Origin of the sequence: Candidatus Chloroploca asiatica, from assembly GCF_002532075.1 — a bacterium.
GTDB lineage: Bacteria > Chloroflexota > Chloroflexia > Chloroflexales > Chloroflexaceae > Chloroploca > Chloroploca asiatica.
In genome coordinates this window covers 1-911 of the sequence record NZ_LYXE01000064.1, presented here as the reverse complement: position 1 = coordinate 911, position 911 = coordinate 1, and the positions used below count along the sequence as shown (strand labels likewise).

Here is a 911-nt window from a genome sequence, read left to right as displayed (position 1 = left end):
CGCACGCGGCAGGCGACGACCATGCGGATGCGGCGAAAGCGCTGGGCAAAGGACTGCACCGCCCGCACCACCTTGCGCCGCGACTCCGCACCGGCGACCTCATCAAGCCCATCAAGCAACAGGATCACGCGGCCCGCTTCGAGCTCTTCGTGCACGGCGGCAGCCAGGCCTGGGCTGGCCCCCTCCGGCTGGAGATGCGCAACCAGGTAGTGCCAGAGGTCGTCGGCCTCGCCGCGCCGCGCTGGGTGGGCCGCGAAAGCCTGCGCCAGCGGCAGCAGCGGCACCACGATCGGCACCAGACGCCCGAGCGTCCAGCCAGGGAGCAGCGCAGCCAGATCGACCTGCGCATCGAGTCCGGCGCGCGCCAGGGTGTAGGCCAGATAGCGCAGGGCGGTACTCTTGCCACTGCCCGGCTCACCAAGCAGCACCAGGTGCGGTTTGGCCGCAATGGCCTCGGTGACGATCATTGGCCCCAGGAAGGTGAGTTCCTCGGCAACCTTGGCATCGTCGATGAGGCGCGCACGCGACAGGGCGACCGGGCCGTCGCGCAGGCGGCTCATCTTCCCTGGCATGCCAGCCGGGTCGGATGCAGCCACCAGCGCCTCGCCGTGGGCGCTGCCTGCCTCATCGCGGTCGTCCGTGACCGGGAAGACCGGCTCGACCAGCGTGCGTTGATCACGGGGCAGCAGATGATCACCGGTATGCTGGGCCAGATACGCGGCGACATCAAACGTGGCGAGCGTCGCACGGTCAACGCGCTCACGCGGCGTGTGATCGGTCGTCGCCAGGTGGGTATAGACCTGTTCCAGGTCAAGCATCAGGCTATCGGCGTTACTCCGCTGCTCGTAGATGCCCTGCAACGGCAGACTGCGACAGCGCGTCGCCAGACGCTCGTAGTAGGCGGCCAGCAA

The 911-nt window shown here is 68.6% G+C and carries 1 protein-coding gene; it reads right to left on the bottom strand.

Going from position 1 to position 911, the window contains the following annotated elements; genetic code table 11:
* On the bottom strand, positions 1-911 hold a 911-nt coding region (locus tag A9Q02_RS24145), incomplete at both ends, for an NACHT domain-containing protein (protein WP_425430792.1).